General features: G+C 70.3%; 10 protein-coding genes. 1 reads left to right on the plus strand and 9 read right to left on the minus strand.

The window, feature by feature from the left end:
* Positions 1 to 356: 356 nt before the first annotated feature.
* From ACIBH3_RS32320 to eccD, 9 genes are all read right to left on the minus strand, one after another.
* The gene (locus ACIBH3_RS32320; RefSeq protein ID WP_396315669.1) at positions 357 to 2042 is read right to left on the minus strand and encodes a ribonuclease J; all 1686 of its coding nucleotides are present in this window, start codon (positions 2040 to 2042) and stop codon (positions 357 to 359) included.
* A 181-nt stretch (positions 2043 to 2223) separates the two neighbouring features.
* Positions 2224 to 3123 (minus strand): 4-hydroxy-tetrahydrodipicolinate synthase, encoded by a 900-nt coding sequence (gene dapA / locus ACIBH3_RS32325; protein ID WP_396315670.1) that lies wholly within the window; start codon positions 3121 to 3123, stop codon positions 2224 to 2226.
* Between the two features lie 239 nt (positions 3124 to 3362).
* Positions 3363 to 4097: an FAD-dependent thymidylate synthase gene (gene thyX / locus ACIBH3_RS32330; RefSeq protein ID WP_396315671.1), complete on the minus strand. Its 735-nt coding sequence runs from the start codon at positions 4095 to 4097 to the stop codon at positions 3363 to 3365.
* Between the two features lie 76 nt (positions 4098 to 4173).
* A complete protein-coding gene (locus ACIBH3_RS32335; protein ID WP_396315672.1) occupies positions 4174 to 4617 on the minus strand; it encodes a hypothetical protein in 444 nt (147 codons plus the stop codon).
* 7 nt (positions 4618 to 4624) lie between these two features.
* Entirely contained in the window at positions 4625 to 5371 is a 747-nt protein-coding gene (dapB, locus tag ACIBH3_RS32340) for a 4-hydroxy-tetrahydrodipicolinate reductase (RefSeq protein WP_396315673.1), read from the minus strand.
* Positions 5372 to 5455: 84 nt separating this feature from the next.
* Entirely contained in the window at positions 5456 to 6826 is a 1371-nt protein-coding gene (locus tag ACIBH3_RS32345; protein ID WP_396315674.1) for a M16 family metallopeptidase, read from the minus strand.
* An 88-nt stretch (positions 6827 to 6914) separates the two neighbouring features.
* On the minus strand, positions 6915 to 9122 hold the full coding sequence (locus tag ACIBH3_RS32350; protein WP_396315675.1) for a polyribonucleotide nucleotidyltransferase: 2208 nt from the start codon (positions 9120 to 9122) through the stop codon (positions 6915 to 6917).
* 424 nt (positions 9123 to 9546) lie between these two features.
* Entirely contained in the window at positions 9547 to 9837 is a 291-nt protein-coding gene (gene rpsO / locus ACIBH3_RS32355) for a 30S ribosomal protein S15 (protein ID WP_396315676.1), read from the minus strand.
* 222 nt (positions 9838 to 10059) lie between these two features.
* Complete coding sequence (eccD, locus tag ACIBH3_RS32360) at positions 10060 to 11523, minus strand: type VII secretion integral membrane protein EccD (protein ID WP_396315677.1); 1464 nt, start codon at positions 11521 to 11523, stop codon at positions 10060 to 10062.
* Positions 11524 to 12101: 578 nt separating this feature from the next.
* On the opposite strand from eccD, the gene eccCa reads away from it, so the two are divergent.
* Positions 12102 to 16052, plus strand: coding sequence for a type VII secretion protein EccCa (eccCa, locus tag ACIBH3_RS32365; protein ID WP_396315678.1), 3951 nt, complete (start codon positions 12102 to 12104; stop codon positions 16050 to 16052).
* The last annotated feature ends 239 nt before the right edge of the window (positions 16053 to 16291 follow it).

The following is a 16291-nucleotide window of genomic DNA, read 5'->3' on the forward strand; positions in this document are numbered from 1 at the left end:
TCAACATATCTGGCGTTGACTTTTGGCACGCTGTTGAGTTCTCAAGGAACGGACACTTCCTTCGAGCCACTCTCGTGAACTCTCCGGGCGCTTCGTTCTTTCGTGTTTCAAGCTTACCAGATGTTTTCCGCTCCGATTTCCCGGAGTTTCGATTCTCTGTTTTGCTCGGGCCTTTCGGCACTCCCGAACTCTATCAGAGTTCTTCGGGCTGCTTTTCCCTCGAATCCGCAATCGAATTCTTCACCAGGAGAAGCTGCCAGGCACTGGGGCAACCCGGAGAACGTTACGCTCCGGGCTGCCCCAGGTCAAACCGGGGCCGCGGTGGCTCGAACCTCGACGGGTCGAACCTCGACGGGTCAGACCTCGACGACGACCGGGATGATCATCGGCCGGCGGCGGTAGTTGTCCGCCACCCACTTGCCGATGACCCGGCGCACGAGCTGCTGCACCTGGCGGACCTCCAGGACGCCGTCACCGGCCGAGCGCGACAGCGCCTCCTGGAGCTTGGCGACGACCGGCGCGAACGCCGTGTCATCGATGCCCGAGCCGCGGGCCTGGATGGTGGGGCCGCTGACCATCTTGCCGCTGCTGGAGTCCACCACGACGAAGACGGAGATGAAGCCCTCCTCGCCGAGGATCCGGCGGTCCTTCAGCGAGGCCTCGGTGATGTCGCCGACCGAGGAGCCGTCGACGTACACGTAGCCGGCCTGCACCTTGCCGACGATCTTCGCCACGCCGTTCTCCAGGTCGACGACCACGCCGTCCTCGGCGATGACCGTGCGCTCCTTCGGGACGCCGGTCTTGATGCCCAGGTCGGCACAGGCGCGCAGGTGGCGCCACTCGCCGTGGACCGGCATCAGGTTGCGCGGCTTGCAGATGTTGAAGAAGTAAAGGAGCTCGCCGGCCGAGGCGTGGCCGGAGACGTGCACCTTGGCGTTGCCCTTGTGGACGACGTTGGCACCCCAGCGGGTCAGGCCGTTGATGACGCGGTAGATCGCGGTCTCGTTGCCCGGGATGAGCGACGAGGCCATGATCACGGTGTCGCCCTGGACGATCCGGATCTGGTGGTCGCGGTTGGCCATCCGGGACAGCGCCGCCATCGGCTCGCCCTGCGAGCCGGTGCAGACCAGGACGACCTCCTTGTCCGGGAGGTCGTCCAGCGTCTTCACGTCGACGATCAGGTTGCCGGGCACCTTGAGGTAACCCAGGTCGCGGGCGATGCCCATGTTGCGGACCATCGAGCGGCCGACGAACGCGACCTTGCGCTTGTACTCGTGCGCGGCGTCCAGCACCTGCTGGATGCGGTGCACGTGGCTCGCGAAGGAGGCCACGATGATCCGGCGGTCCGCGTTCGCGAAGACGTTGCGCAGCGCGGCCGAGATGTCCCGCTCGTGCGGGATGAAGCCGGGGACCTCGGCGTTGGTGGAGTCCACCAGCAGCAGGTCCATGCCCTCCTCCGCCAGCTTGGCGAAGGCCGGCAGGTCGGTCAGGCGGCCGTCCAGCGGCAGCTGGTCCATCTTGAAGTCACCGGTGGCGACGACCATGCCGGCCGGTGTCCGGACGGCGACGGCCAGCGCGTCCGGGATGGAGTGGTTGACGGCGATGAACTCGCAGTCGAAGGGGCCGATCCGCTCGCGCTGGCCCTCCTTCACCTCCAGCACGTACGGCCGGATGCGGTGCTCGGCGAGCTTGGCCTCGATGAGGGCGAGGGTGAGCTTCGAGCCGATCAGCGGGATGTCCGGATTCTCCCGAAGGAGGAACGGTACGGCGCCGATGTGGTCCTCGTGCCCGTGGGTCAGGATGATGCCGTCGATCTTGTCGAGGCGGTCCCGGATGTAGCTGAAGTCCGGCAGGATCAGGTCCACGCCGGGCTGCTCGGCCTCGGGGAAGAGGACGCCGCAGTCGACGATGAGCAGGCGGTCGCCGTACTCGAAGACCGTCATGTTGCGGCCGATCTCGCCGAGGCCGCCGAGCGGAGTGATACGGAGGGCGCCCTCCTTCAGGGCCGGCGGCGCTCCGAGTTCGGGATGCGGGTGGCTCAAAAGACTCTCCTTACGGCGCACGCCATATGCCCGGGGTCCTCCCCCTGGAGACATATGGCGTGCGTACTCAGTGTCGTTTTCCTACTAGGTAGTGGTGCTTTCGCGCCTTCGTCCGGTTCAGCGGCAAGGACTCCGGTGTGGAGGAGCCTCGGCGAGCCGGGGCGCGCACGTCTTCGTCTGTTTACAGGTGTACCCCGCCGGCGGCGAGATCTTCCTTCAGTTGCGCGATCTCGTCGGGGGTGGCCGAGACCAGCGGCAGGCGCAGCGGCCCGGCGGGCAGGCCCTTGAGATCGAGTGCGGCCTTGCTCAGAATGACACCCTGCGTGCGGAACATACCGCTGAACACCGGGAGCAGGCTCTGGTGGATGGCAGTGGCCTTCGCCACGTCGCCCGACACGAAGGCGTCGACCATGCTGCGCAGCTCGGGCGCGACCACGTGCGCGACCACGCTGACGATGCCGACCGCGCCGACCGAGAGCAGCGGCAGGTTCAGGATGTCGTCACCGGAGTACCAGGCGAGACCCGAGCGTGCGATGGCCCAGGAGGCGGCCCCCACGTCGCCCTTGGCGTCCTTGTTGGCGACGATCCTGGGGTGCTCGCCGAGCCGGACCAGGGTCTCGGTGCTCAGGGCGACACCGCTGCGGCCTGGGATGTCGTACAGCATCACGGGCAGCGCGGTGGAGTCCGCGATCCGCACATTGTGGCGGTACAGGCCCTCCTGCGGGGGCTTGCTGTAGTACGGGGTGACGACCAGCAGGCCGTGCGCTCCGGCGGCCTCCGCCTGGCGGGCGAGCTCGACGCTGTGGTGGGTGTCGTTGGTGCCGACACCGGCCACCACGTGTGCCCTGTCCCCCACCGCCTCGACCACGGCGCGGACCAGCTGGGCCTTCTCGGCGTCGCTGGTGGTCGGCGACTCGCCGGTGGTGCCGTTGACGACGAGGCCGTCGTTGCCGGCGTCGACGAGGTGGGCGGCCAGGCGCTGGGCGCCGTCGAGGTCGAGCCCGCCGTCAGCGGTGAACGGGGTCACCATCGCGGTCAGGACCCGGCCGAAGGGCGTCTGAGGGGTGGAGGTCGGAGCCATGCGTCCAAAACTACTCGTAGGCGGCTGAGGGGTACCCATGCCGGTCCAGGGTTCGGACAGGTGTGACACCCGTGTGACAGTCGGGTGGTGTGCGAACGGGGGTAAAGCATGGGATTCCGGTGCTGCATGCTCGGGGGTTCAAGCAGCACCGGAATCCGTGGCATGAGCCTAGGTAGCGGCTAGATGAGCCGCAATCCAGACATGCTCGGCAAAACCGTCCATATGCCTATCGGCCCAGGTCAGGGGGCGACTCGGCCATGGGCGTTGAAGGCCGCATGGGTGAGCGGCATGAGCTCGGCCCACTTCGCCTCCATCTGCTCGGCGACCATCTCGATCTCGCGCTGCGGGAACGACGGGACGCTCGCCCGCTCGTCCTTGGTACGCAGGGACAGGAAGTGCATCAGCGAGCGGGCGTTGCAGGTCGCGTACATCGACGAGAAGAGGCCCACCGGGAGGACGGCGCGGGCCACCTCGCGGGCGACACCGGCCTCCAGCATCTCCAGGTACGCCTGGTAGGACGCCCGGTAGGAGGACTCCATCGCCGCACTGACGACCTTGTGCTGCTCGGGCGTGCCCTCGACGAACTCGTAGCGCCCCGGCCGGCCCTGCTGGACCAGCTTGCGCTCCGCGCCCGGGACGTAGAAGACCGGCGCCAGCTCGCGGTAGCGGCCCGACTCCTCGTTGTAGGACCAGCCGCTGCGGTGGCGGTGGAACTCCCGGAAGACGAAGATCGGCGCACTGATGAAGAAGGTCATCGAGTTGTGCTCGAACGGCGTGCCGTGCCGGTCCCGCATCAGGAAGTTGATCAGGCCCTTGGACTTCTCCGGGTCCTGCTGGAGCGCCTCGAGGGACTGCTCGCCCGCCGTCGAGACGCGGGCCGCCCAGATGACGTCCGAGTCGGCGGCGGCGCTGCGGACCAGCTCCACCGAGACGTCACTGCGGAACTGCGGGGCGCTGCCCACTTCGTCGCTCACGCGAGGATCCTCCAGAGGTACGGAATGACGGCATTTGTGACGGCGGACAGCCTAGCCCGCCGCGAGGTGCGGCCTGCTAGCCCGCCACGGGGTGCAGCCTGATCGCGTGCTGCATGGTCTTGCGGGCCCGCGGGGTGTCGCCGGCGTCCGCGTACGCCACGGCGAGCCGGAACCAGACCCGCCAGTCCTCGGGAGCCGCCTGTGCCTCGGCCTGGCGCCGGGTGAAGACCTCGTCCGCCGAGGCACGGTCGATCCGGCCGCCGGCGGTGCGCCTGAGCTCGTCCACCGGCAGGCCGCCCTCGGCCTCCAGCTCGCGGGCGAGCCGCTCGCTGGCGTGCCCGAAGCGGACGGTCTGCCGCAGGAACCAGACGCCGATCGCCGGGATGACGAACGCGCAGGCCCCCAGGCCGATGCCGAGGGGCTTGCCGGTGGCGATCAGCTGGACGCCCTCCCCCACGCAGACCACCGCCACCAGCAGCAGGACGGCGGAGAGAACGAAGAAGCCGGTACGGGAGGTCATACGGTGCTCACAGGTCCAGGAAGTGTTCGAGGCCGAGGGTCAGGCCGGGGGTGTCGACGACCTTGCGCACGCCCAGCAGGATGCCGGGCATGAAGGAGCTGTGGTGCAGCGAGTCGTGCCGGATGGTCAGCGTCTCCCCGGCGTCGCCGAGCAGCACCTCCTGGTGCGCCAGCAGGCCGCGCAGGCGCACCGAGTGCACCGGCACGCCGTCCACGTCCGCGCCGCGGGCGCCGGCGAGGCCGTGCGTGGTCGGGTCGGACTGCCGGGGCAGACCGGCGGCGTCCCGGGCGGCGGCGATCAGCTGCGCGGTGCGGGTGGCGGTGCCGCTGGGGGCGTCCGCCTTCCGGTCGTGGTGCAGCTCGACGACCTCGACGGTCTCGAAGTACTTCGCCGCCTGCTGGGCGAACCGCATCGACAGCACCGCGCCGATCGAGAAGTTCGGCGCGATCAGGACCCCGACGGACGGCGCCTCGGCGAGCCAGCCCCGCAGCGTGGCCAGCCGCTCGTCCGTCCAGCCGGTCGTGCCCGTGACCACGTGGATGCCGTGGTGCAGGCAGTGGTCGAGGTTGCCCATCACCGCGTCCGGGTGGGTCAACTCGACCGCGACCTGGGCGCCGGACTCCGTGAGCTCCTCCAGCGCGGACTTGCTGTTCAGCGTGGCGACCAGCTCCAGGTCCGGGGCCGCCTCCACGGCCTTCACGGCCTCGGAGCCGATCCGGCCGGTGGCACCGATCACGGCAACGCGCAGCGTCATCTCTGGAGTCCTCTCAACACGGGCGGGTCGAACGAACGGGCGGGGGCGGGCGGGCGGGCGGGGCCGGCGGGTCGGTGGGGCCGGTCAGGCGAGCAGGTCCGCCAGCTTGCCGGCCCGCTTCTCGGTGATCGGGCCGATCAGTGCGAGCGAGGGCCGGTACGCACCCAGCACATCACGCGCCACCTCGTGGACGTCGTCCAGGGTCACGGCGGCGATCCTGGCCAGCATGTCATCCACCGACAGGTGGTGGCCGTAGCTGAGTTCCGCCTTGCCGATGCGGTTCATCAGCGAGCCGGTGTCCTCCATGCCGAGCACGGTCGAACCGGAGATCTGCCCGATCGCGCGGCGCAGCTCCTCCTCGGTGATGCCCTCGGCGACGACCTTGGCGAGTTCCTCACGGCAGATCTTCAGCACCTCCTCGACCCGCTTGGGCTGGCAGCCGGCGTAGATGCCGAACAGGCCGGTGTCGGCGTAGGAGGAGGAGTAGGAGTACACCGAGTAGGCCAGGCCGCGCTTCTCCCGTACCTCCTGGAACAGCCGCGAGCTCATACCGCCGCCCAGGGCCGCGTTGAGGACGCCCAGCGCCCAGCGGCGCTCGTCGTGCCGGGGCACGCCGGGGACGCCGAGCACCAGGTGGGCCTGCTCGGTGGAGCGGTTGAGCACCTCGACCTTGCCGGCGGTGCGCAGCGCCTTGACGCCGCGGCGGGCCTCGGCGGGGGCCGCGTCCGACTTGGCGAGGAGCCCGGCGAAGGCGCGCTCGACCTGCTTGACGACCTTGCGGTGGTCCAGGTTGCCGGCGGCCGCGACCACCAGGTGCTCGGGCTTGTAGCGGCGCTGGAAGAACCCGGCGATCTGGTCCCGGGTCAGGCCGCGCACGGTCTCCTGGGTGCCCAGGATCGGCCGGCCGAGCGGCCCGCTGCCGAAGATCACCTTGGCGAAGAGGTCGTGCACCACGTCGCCCGGGTCGTCCTCGGCCATCGCCATCTCCTCGAGGATGACGCCGCGCTCGGCCTCCACGTCCTCGGGGCGGATCAGCGAGCCGGTGAGCATGTCACAGACCACGTCGATGGCCAGCGGCAGGTCGGTGTCGAGCACCCGCGCGTAGTAGCAGGTGTTCTCCTTGGCGGTGAAGGCGTTCATCTCGCCGCCGACCGCGTCCAGGGCGGAGGAGATCTCCAGCGCGCTGCGCCGCTCGGTGCCCTTGAAGAGCAGGTGCTCCAGGTAGTGCGTGGCGCCGTTGAGGACCGGGGTCTCGTCACGGGAGCCGACGCCGACCCAGATGCCGAAGGTCGCGGAGCGGACCGTGGGCAGGGTCTCGGTGACGACCCGCAGGCCGCCGGGGAGGACGGTGCGGCGCACCGTTCCGGCGCCGTCGACGCCCTTGAGCAGAGTCCGGGTGGAGCCGGGGCGCTGCTTCGCCGCGGGGGCCTGAACCTCCGCCTTGGCCGAAGCCATTGCAGTCCTCCAAGAAAGCACGGAAACAACAGGGTGCGGCCCGCACGCTCCGAGGGGCGTGCGGGCCGCAGGAGTAGCTAGCTGCGCGTCACTCGGACGCGGCCTCGCCGCCCTCTTCGCCCTCGATGACCGGGATCAGCGAGAGCTTGCCACGCGGGTCGATCTCGGCGATCTCGACCTGGACCTTGGCGCCGACGGCCACCACGTCCTCGACGTTCTCCACGCGCTTGCCACCGGCGAGCTTGCGGATCTGCGAGATGTGGAGCAGGCCGTCCTTGCCCGGCATGAGCGAAACGAACGCGCCGAACGTCGTGGTCTTCACCACGGTGCCCAGGTAGCGCTCGCCGACCTCCGGCATGGTCGGGTTGGCGATCTGGTTGATCGTCGTACGGGCAGCCTCCGCCGAGGGGCCGTCGACCGCACCGATGTAGATGGTGCCGTCGTCCTCGATGGTGATGTCCGCGCCGGTGTCCTCCTGGATCTGGTTGATCATCTTGCCCTTGGGGCCGATGACCTCACCGATCTTGTCCACCGGGATCTTGATGGTGATGATGCGCGGCGCGTTCGGCGACATCTCGTCGGGCGCGTCGATGGCCTCGTTCATCACATCGAGGATGTGCAGACGGGCGTCCTTGGCCTGCTTGAGCGCGGCGGCCAGGACGGAGGCCGGGATGCCGTTCAGCTTGGTGTCCAGCTGGAGGGCGGTGATGAAGTTGCGGGTACCGGCGACCTTGAAGTCCATGTCGCCGTACGCGTCCTCGGCACCCAGGATGTCGGTCAGCGCGACGTAGTGGGTCTCACCGTCGATCTCCTGCGAGATCAGGCCCATGGCGATACCGGCGACGGCGGCCTTGAGCGGCACACCGGCGTTCAGCAGCGACATGGTCGAGGCGCAGACCGAGCCCATCGAGGTGGAGCCGTTGGAGCTCAGCGCCTCGGAGACCTGGCGGATCGCGTAGGGGAACTCCTCGCGGGTCGGCAGCACGGGGATGATCGCCCGCTCCGCCAGCGCGCCGTGGCCGATCTCGCGGCGCTTGGGCGAGCCCACCCGGCCGGTCTCGCCGACCGAGTACGGCGGGAAGTTGTAGTTGTGCATGTAGCGGCGACGCGTCTCCGGGGAGAGCGTGTCGAGCTGCTGCTCCATGCGGAGCATGTTGAGGGTGGTGACGCCCAGGATCTGGGTCTCGCCACGCTCGAACAGGGCCGAGCCGTGCACGCGCGGGATGGCCTCGACCTCGGCGGCCAGCGTACGGATGTCCGTCACGCCACGGCCGTCGATGCGGACCTTGTCCTTGATGACGCGCTCGCGCACGATCTTCTTGGTCAGCGCGTTGTAGGCGGCGCTGATCTCCTTCTCGCGGCCCTCGAACTCCGGCAGGAGCTTCTCGGCGGCGATGGCCTTGACGCGGTCCAGCTCGTTGTTGCGCTCCTGCTTGCCCGCGATGGTCAGCGCCTGGGCCAGCTCGTCCTTGACCGCGTTGGTCAGGGCCGCGAGCACGTCGTCCTGGTAGTCCAGGAAGACCGGGAACTCGCCGGTGGGCTTGGCGGCCTGGGCGGCCAGCTTGGACTGCGCGGCGCAGAGCACCTTGATGAACGGCTTCGCGGCCTCGAGACCGGCGGCGACGACGTCCTCGGTCGGCGCCTCGGCGCCGCCCTCGACCAGCTTGATGGTCTTGTCGGTGGCCTCGGCCTCGACCATCATGATCGCGACGTCACCGTCGGGCAGCGTGCGGCCGGCGACGACCATGTCGAAGACGGCGTCCTCCAGCTCGCTGTGGGTCGGGAACGCGACCCACTGGCCCTTGATCAGCGCGACGCGGACGCCGCCGATCGGGCCGGAGAACGGCAGGCCGGCCAGCTGGGTGGACGCGGAGGCGGCGTTGATGGCCACCACGTCGTACAGGTGGTCGGGGTTGAGCGCCATGATCGTGCAGACGACCTGGATCTCGTTGCGCAGGCCCTTGACGAAGGACGGGCGCAGCGGGCGGTCGATCAGGCGGCAGGTGAGGATCGCGTCCTCGGAGGGCCGGCCCTCGCGACGGAAGAACGAACCGGGGATGCGGCCGGCGGCGTACATCCGCTCCTCGACGTCCACGGTCAGCGGGAAGAAGTCGAAGTGCTCCTTCGGCTGCTTGGACGCGCTGGTGGCCGACAGCACCATGGTGTCGTCGTCGAGGTAGGCCACGGCGGAGCCGGCGGCCTGACGGGCCAGACGGCCGGTCTCGAAGCGGATGGTACGGGTGCCGAAGGAACCGTTGTCGATAACGGCCTCGGCGTAGAACACGTTCTCTTCCACCTGGAAGATCTCCTCTTTCGTACGTCTCCGGGAGAGCGTCCCTGCGCTTGCCTGCCAGTGGCCCTGGAACAGTCCGGGCCGGTCTTCGATCGAAGCCTCCGGGGCACCCCGCTCGTCTGCGGGGCTTCCGGCGGCCACTACCGAGGACCGGCGCCTCTCGGCTGCCAGGCCTGGTCGGCGGTCCGCGGCTGGACGCTCTCCTGGATGCGGGCGGCTTCCGTTTGAAGCCTTCGTCCCGCGAGGGGTTCGGGCGAGTGCCCGGGCGGCGCTCCGTTTGCGCCATCACCCGGCATGCCCATAACCCTACGGTGCAATCCTCGGCCACCCCGGGAGGTGAACGCGAGTTGTTATGTGCCGCCCACGGCGGGCGGCATACGCGCGAGGGGCGGCTCCCCGGTGTGGGGAGCCGCCCCGAGCGGCGGTCTTAGCGGGCGCCGCCGGCGGCACCGCGACGGATGCCCAGGCGGTCGACGAGCGTACGGAAGCGCTCGATGTCCTTCTTGGCCAGGTACTGCAGCAGGCGACGACGCTGACCGACGAGGATCAGCAGGCCACGACGGGAGTGGTGGTCGTGCTTGTGCATCTTGAGGTGCTCGGTCAGGTCCGAGATGCGGCGCGAGAGCATGGCGACCTGGACCTCGGGGGAGCCGGTGTCGCCCTCCTTCTGGCCGAACTCGGCGAAGATCTGCTTCTTGACGGCGGCGTCGAGAGCCACTGCAACTCCTTCAAGGTGTCCGAGTGAGCCTGGTCTACGGCACAGGACTCTGTGAGAACTCGGTGTCGTACGTCGAGCGCGGCCGCTGTGCGCCCGGCCTCGGGCCTGCGCAGACTCCGCACTCAAGGGCCAAGCGTACCAGTGCCCGCCGCCGGGCCTCCCGAGGGGCCTGGCGGCGGGCACGTTCGCGCGCGGTGTTCCGGCCTTGTGCCGGTGGTCCGGTCAGACGCCGGTGGAGCCGCGGACCAGGTTGTAGACGTTCAGCACGGCCAGCGTCAGGGGCACCAGCGCCATCAGGGTCAAGCTGTCGACCAGGTCGAGGATACGACCCCAGAACGGGGAGACCCCGAGCTTGGGGACGACCAGCGCGATGGCGGTGAGCACGGCCGCGCCGGCCGCGATCGAGGCGGAGAGCCAGATGGTGCGCAGGTCGACGTCGGTGGTGCTGCCGGCCGCCTTGATGATGAACAGCGGGGTGTGCAGCGACAGGCCCAGGATCAGCAGCGACAGGCCGATCAGCCCGGCGATGGTGAGGCTGAAGACCTGCGCGGTGTAGCGGAACAGCCGGGCGCGCAGCATGGTCGAGACGCCGATGGTCAGCGCCAGCAGCTCGGGGAACACCTCGTCGGTGAAGCCCAGGACGGCGCAGGCGCCGATGATCACCGCGGCGCAGCCGCCGACGAGGCCGACCAGCACCTCGTGGCCGCGACGGGCCTGCTGGGCGATCCGCTCGTACTGGACGGCCTCGGCGCGGTGGGTCTCCTCGTCGTGGTCGCGGCTGCGGGTGCGGGTCTGGCCGGGGGCGCTGAAGCCGACGGGCAGCCGGGCGAAGCGGGCGGAGAGCGCGGGCAGGAAGCCGACGGCGGCGACGGCGGCGACGCCGGTGACGGCCGCGATGTGGTTGGCCGGGGTCTCGGGCAGCAGGACGGCGGCGAAGGTGGCCAGGGTGCCGGCGGCGGCGAGGAAGGCGGCGGCGACGAAGACGGAGTCCTTCTCCGGCAGCAGGCCGACCAGCAGGACCGAGATCACCAGTACGGCCACGCAGCCGACCAGGAACTGCAGCCGGCCCGGGCCCTCCCACTTGTGGGCGACGGCGATGACGCCGCTGCCGCCGATCAGCGCGTGCGGCAGGGCGCCGAGGCCGAGCGCGAGCGCGGCGTCGTGGTCCTGGTAGACCCGGGCGCGCACGCCGGCGAAGGCGGTCAGCACGACGGCGGTGACGCCGGAGATGACGCCGGCCAGGCCGTGCATGTCGTGGCGCAGGTCGGAGAACCAGAGCGCGAAGCCGAGCAGGGTGAGCAGCACGCCGGCCCCGATCAGGCCGAAGGCCCGCATCAGCTCGGGGCTCCAGAAGCGGCGGTCGGTCTCCACCGCGCTGGCGATGGCGTCGGCGACGTCGTCGTACACCGCCGGCGGCAGCGACTCGGCGAACGGACGCAGGCTCAGCAGGTCGCCGTCGCGTACCTGCTGGGCGGCGAGCGGCAGCCCGCTGTCCAGCACGGTGCCGTCCCGCCGGACCAGGTGGAAGCCGGTCGGGGCGCCGTCGGGCTGGGTCTGGCCGGACAGCCTGAGCACTTCGGGGTAGACGTCCGCGAGCGGCACGTCCTCCGGCAGTGCGACGTCGATCCGGCTGTCCGGTGCCACGACGGTGACCCGGCAGAATCCGGTCGTTGCGTTGGCGCTCACCCGGCGCTCCCCCTTGTTGTGACTGTGCCTTGTTGACTGTGCCTGTATCGGTACTGGTCAGCCTGTACTGCCGCGCGGTCCCGTCCGGAGCGGAACTGACACGATCCGGCCGACAGTTGGCGCGGCGTTACCCTACCCCTCCGCCCCCGGCAAGGTCCGGGCAGGCCCCTCCCCCACCGGGTCGCCCGGCGGCCGGGGCCGGTGCGCGGGCGGCGGGCCCGGCGGGCGCGGCGGTGATCCGCCCCGGCGTCAGGCCCCGTTCACGGCCGCGCTGCTGGAGCCCGGGGGCGGCAGCCGCCTCCCCCCGCAGGTGGCCGCGCGGGCGACCAGTAGGATCGGCCCCTGCGCAAGGCGTACGGGGGGAGCAAGGCGCCCCTGAGTGACGCCTGCGGTCGGCGGAGCGGGGGCGGCGTCATCACACGGGGCGCCCTCACCCGTACGTATCCAGTTCGCGTGAGGGTTGATGCCGTGGTGAGCGGGCGGAGCAAGGGGGCATCCCCTGCCGAAAGCTGGGGGACAGCAGTGAGAAGGTGCGCGTTGCACGAGGCACCAGGCAACCACTGCGAGGTGGGGGCAGCATGAGCGTGGTGACGGTCAAGCGTCCGGCGCGGGCATATCCGCCCGCCGTGCCGGACCAGCCGGTGGAGCTGGTGCCACCGCCCGAGCTGCCCAGGCTGGGCCGCGAGGACATGCTGATGAACCTGCTGCCGCTGCTCGGCATGGGCGGTTCGGCGGCGTTCTTCTTCGCGCCGGGCTCGCAGGGTCCGATGAAGATCATGGGCGTGCTGATGGTCGCCTCGACCGCCGGCATGGCGCTCGCGCAGATCGTGCGTGCCCGCAAGGGCGGCAGCGCGGGCACCGCCGACGAGCGGCGGGACTACCTGAAGTACCTCCAGCAGATGCGCCGTCAGGTCCGGCGTACCGCGGAGCGCCAGCGCGGCGCCCAGCTGTTCCTCAACCCCGAGCCCGACCAGCTCTGGTCGATCGTGGCCGAGGGCAGGCGGCTGTGGGAGCGCAGGCCCAGCGACGCCGACTTCGGCCAGATCCGGCTCGGCCGTGGTCCGGTCCAGCTGGCGACCCCGCTGGTGGCGCCGCAGACCGCGCCGATGGACGAGCTGGAACCGCTCGCGGCCGCCGCGATGCACACCTTCCTCAAGGCCCACGGCACCCTGCAGGACCTGCCGCTGGCGGTCTCGCTGCGGGCCTTCTACCACATCACGGTCTGCGGCGACCCGGACACCGTGTACGGCAACGTGCGCGCGATGATCGCCCAACTGACCACCCTGCACTCGCCGGACGACCTGCTGGTGACGGTCGCGGCCGCACCCGGTGCGATCGACGAGTGGGAGTGGACGAAGTGGCTGCCGCACACCCAGCACCGCAAGGACAACGACGGGGCCGGCTCGCGCCGCCTGATCGCCAACGGCCTCGGTGACCTGGAGCTGCTGCTGGAGGACGAACTGGCCGGCCGCCAGCGTTTCACCCGGGACGCCGCTCCGGCCCCCGACCAGCCGCACATCATCGTCATCATGGACGGCGCGGCCGTCCCGCAGGACTCGCTGATCGCGACCGCCGAGGGCGTACAGGGCGTGACCGTCATCGAGGTCGTCCCCGGCGACCTCGACGAGAAGACCGGCCACCTGGTCGTCACGGTGACCCCGGACGAGCTGCTGCTGGAGTCCGCCTCGGGCGCCTCCTACTCCGGCAAGCCGGACGTGCTCTCCTCCTGGCAGTCCGAGGCGCTGGCCCGCCAGCTCGCGCCGTACCGGATCTCGGCCGGCGGCGACGACGAGCCGCTGCTGTCCAACCTGGACTTCACCGACCTGATGGGCTCCGGCGACCCGGGCGTCTTCGACGTCTCGCGCACCTGGCGCCCCCGCCCCAGCCACGAGAAGCTGCGGGTGCCGATCGGTGTCGGCGCCAACGGCGAGCTCGTCCACCTGGACATCAAGGAGGCCGCGCTGGAGGGCATGGGCCCGCACGGCCTGTGCGTCGGCGCGACCGGCTCCGGCAAGTCCGAGCTGCTGCGCACCCTGGTGCTGGCGCTGGCGATGACCCACTCCTCGGAGATCCTCAACTTCGTCCTCGCCGACTTCAAGGGTGGTGCGACCTTCGCCGGCATGGCCGACATGCCGCACACCTCCGCCGTCATCACCAACCTGGAGGGCGAACTCACCCTCGTCGACCGCATGCGCGACGCGATCGAGGGCGAGATGAACCGCCGGCAGGAGCTGCTGCGCTCGGCGGGCAACTACGCGAACCTCAATGAGTACGAGCGGGCCCGCGCCGCCGGTGCCGCACTGGACCCGCTGCCCTCGCTCGTCCTGATCATCGACGAGTTCTCCGAGCTGCTCACGGCCAAGCCCGACTTCATCGAGATGTTCATCCAGATCGGCCGGATCGGCCGTTCGCTGGGTGTGCACCTGCTGCTCGCCTCGCAGCGACTGGAGGAGGGCAAGCTCCGCGGTCTGGACACCTATCTCTCCTACCGCATCGGTCTGCGGACCTTCTCGGCCGCCGAGTCGCGCGCCGCGATCGGCGTACCGGACGCGTACCACCTGCCGCCCGTCCCGGGTGTCGGCTACCTCAAGTTCGGTACCGACGTGATGGACCGCTTCAAGGCCGCGTACGTCTCCGGCCCCTACCGCGCGCCGGGGCAGCAGCGCTCCAGCGGGCGGGTGGTCACCGCGCAGCCGGTGCTGTTCACCGCCGCCGAGGTGCCGATCGTCGAGCAGGCCGTACCGGTCGAGGTCGAGCCGGAGGTCGAGGAGCTGGACGACGCCCTGGTCGACACCGTGCTGGACGTCTTCGTGCAGCGCATGCAGGGCCAGGGGCCGGCCGCCCACCAGGTGTGGCTGCCGCCGCTGGACGAATCGCCGAGCGTCGACCAGCTCGTCCCGCCGTTGCAGGCGACCCCCGAGCGTGGTCTGACCTCGCCCGAGTTCGGTGCGCTGGGCCGCCTGGTGGTGCCGGTCGGCATCGTCGACAAGCCGCGTGACCAGCGCCGTGACGTGCTCTACCAGGACTACTCGGGCGCCTCCGGCCACGGTCTGATCGTCGGTGGCCCGCAGTCCGGCAAGTCCACCCTGATCCGCACCATGGTCGCCGGCTTCGCCGTCACCCACACGCCCGTCGAGACGCAGTTCTACCTGCTCGACTTCGGCGGCGGCGGCTTCCAGAGCATCCAGGACCTGCCGCACGTCGGCGGTGTCGCCGGACGCCTGGATGCCGAGAAGGTCCGGCGCATGGTCAGCGAGGTGCACGGCGTCCTGAACCGCCGGGAGGAGCTGTTCCGGGCGACCGGGATCGACTCGATCGGCACCTACCGCACCCGCCGGGCCAACGGGCAGCTGCCGGACGAGCTGTTCGGTGACGTCTTCCTGGTCATCGACGGCTGGCTCACCTTCAAGCAGGAGTTCGAGCTGCTGGAGCCCGTCATCGGGGACATCGCGCAGCGAGGCCTCGGCTACGGCGTCCACCTGGTGATCAGCGCGTCCCGCTACGCGGAGGTCCGCCCGGCGCTGAAGGACCTGCTGCAGAACCGCACCGAGCTGCGGCTCGGTGACGCGATGGAGTCCGAGGTCGACCGCAAGGTCGCCCAGAACGTCCCCGCCGGGCAGCCGGGCCGCGGTCTGACCGCGGGCAAGCTGCACTTCCTGTCCGGCCTGCCGCGGCTGGACGGCGCCTCCACCGCGCACGACCTGGTGGACGGCGTGGCCGGGCTGGTCGAGGCGGTCAACGCCGCCTGGACGGGCCCGCGCGCCCCGCAGGTCCGGATGCTGCCCACCGTCCTGGACGGCTTCACGCTGCCCAAGGGCTTCGAGCAGCCGGAGCGCGGTGTCGCCTTCGGTGTCGACGAGCTGGAGCTGGCCCCGGCCTTCATCAACTTCGAGACGGACCCGCTGTTCATCGTCTTCGGTGAGAGCGAGTCCGGTAAGTCGGCGCTGCTGCGGATGCTGATCAAGCAGATCACCGAGCGGTACACCCCGGACCAGGCCGGCATCGTGGTCGGCGACTTCCGCCGCGCCCTGCTGGGCACGGTGCCGCAGGAGTACCTGGTCGAGTACGCGGCGGCGGCGCCCGCCATGACGAGCATCGTGGAGATGCTCCGCGGTGCCTGCTCCCGCCGACTGCCGGGGCCGGACGTCACCGCCGAGCAGCTGCGCAACCGCAGCTGGTACAGCGGCAAGGACATGTTCGTCATCGTCGACGACTACGAGCTGGTGGCGACGCCCTCGGGCAACCCGCTGGCGCCGCTGGCCGAGTTCCTGCCGTTCGCCCGTGACATCGGCCTGCGCGTGATCATCGCGCGCAGCGCGGGTGGCGCCGGCCGCTCGCTGTTCGAGCCGGTCATGCAGCGGATGCGCGAGCTGGGCGGCCAGGGCATCATCCTGTCCGGCAACAAGGACGAGGGTGCGCTGCTCGGCACGGTCAAGCCGCAGCCGCTGCCGCCGGGCCGCGGTGTGTTCGTCTCGCGCCGGATCGCGAGCGGGCAGATGGTCCAGACGGGCTGGCTGCCGTCCATGTGACGCGCAGTGACAGAGAGGGCCGGACTCCGCTGGGGTCCGGCCCTCTCGCCGTCCACGGGCCGAAACGTTACCGAGTTTCTTCCGAGGCGACGCAACGGTTCCCGCAGCCGCTCCGGCCGGCCGCCGTGCCCGCTGGCGCCCCTGGGCGAAGCCTGATGACAGCCGCAAACAGCCTTGGATTCATCGCTAGAAAGACGTTGTTCACCTTGGATTCAAGCGCGATTTGGCTCGCCACAACA

Origin of the sequence: Kitasatospora sp. NPDC050543, from assembly GCF_044457565.1 — a bacterium.
Taxonomy (GTDB): domain Bacteria; phylum Actinomycetota; class Actinomycetes; order Streptomycetales; family Streptomycetaceae; genus Kitasatospora.

Excerpts from the sequence above, each read along its gene's own strand:
- dapA (WP_396315670.1), bottom strand. The coding sequence starts at position 3,123 with ATGGCTCCGACCTCCACCCCTCAGACGCCCTTCGGCCGGGTCCTGACC.
- ACIBH3_RS32335 (WP_396315672.1), bottom strand. The coding sequence starts at position 4,617 with ATGACCTCCCGTACCGGCTTCTTCGTTCTCTCCGCCGTCCTGCTGCTG.
- dapB (WP_396315673.1), bottom strand. The coding sequence starts at position 5,371 with ATGACGCTGCGCGTTGCCGTGATCGGTGCCACCGGCCGGATCGGCTCC.
- ACIBH3_RS32345 (WP_396315674.1), bottom strand. The coding sequence starts at position 6,826 with ATGGCTTCGGCCAAGGCGGAGGTTCAGGCCCCCGCGGCGAAGCAGCGC.
- eccCa (WP_396315678.1), top strand. The coding sequence starts at position 12,102 with ATGAGCGTGGTGACGGTCAAGCGTCCGGCGCGGGCATATCCGCCCGCC.